The organism is Oleiphilus sp. HI0043, assembly GCF_001634935.1.
Map to the genome: position 1 here is coordinate 1 of NZ_LWEY01000078.1, position 1,049 is coordinate 1,049.

Consider the following 1,049-nt stretch of genomic DNA (forward strand, 5'->3'; position numbering starts at 1 on the left):
TTATAATATCTTACAAAAAATCTATTTTTCTTGAGATAACGTTTTATGACGACACATGACAATTCCTTGAATAACGCTGACCAATATGCGCAGCAGTGGATAAATGATCTGCGCAAGCGCAATAGCCTGCTTAACGGTACGTGGATAGTCACTCTTATCATGGCCTTGGCTTTCGGGCTCTCAGCATTTTATTTTTATCACCAGGGTCAAACTGCACTCCTGGACAGCGTCTTATCTAAGCAAGAAATAGGTAAGCTCGAACTTCAGCTTAAAAATCAGCAAGCCAAAATGTCTACGTCTGGACAATCTCTTGCTGAAACCAAAGCTGAGCACGAGCGTTTGACAAGAGAAAACCAGGCTCAGCAGGAAAAAATACAGGAGTCGGAGGGTGCGCTTGCGGTCAATCAGGATATTATCGACAACCTGAATTCACAACTCGCTTTGCTTAAAGAGGAAAACGAGGCCCTAGCAGCATCCTTGAGTCAGGTTAGGGCGTCTTTGTTGAGTGGCGCAAGCAATAGCGAAGTGCTGGCCGGAGAAAATTCAAGATTAAGCGATGAAATCAAGGTATTAAATAAGAAGTTAAAAGATAGAAAAGGCGCTTATCTTGCGGTTGTAAAACGTCAAAAAGAGACACGCTCAGAGATTGATTATCTTGCATCGAACAACGATAAACTCAATCAGGAGCTAGAGTCTAAGGAGCAGCGGATTACTTCGCTACAAACACAGATTTCACAGTTAAGCGCTTCGAAGACATCTTTGACGGAAGAACTTACCACTGTTAAAAGCGACTATAGCTTACTCGAAGATAAACTTGCTAGCCTTATGGCGCCGATAGGTCCAGCTAGTAACCCTACTGCTTCTAAACCAGCGTTAAGCAACACGCTAAGCGCGCCAAGCAATAGCGCCCAAGGAGCAAACGCTACGGCAAGTGGCTTTGATGGCTTGGAAGAAATTAAGATACAGAAGCCGCGTGTACTTATGCCAATTCCTTCTACTAGCGCCCCCGCCAAAGATAAGGCCACTGAAAAAGCTAAAGCTTCTACCTT

1 protein-coding gene is annotated in these 1,049 nt (G+C 44.0%); it reads left to right on the top strand.

The genetic code is table 11. From position 1 onward, the window contains the following. Nucleotides 1–45: 45 nt before the first annotated feature. Nucleotides 46–1,049, top strand: a 1,004-nt coding sequence (locus A3729_RS01690; RefSeq protein ID WP_156497577.1) for a hypothetical protein, incomplete at its 3' end; no start/stop codon positions are given.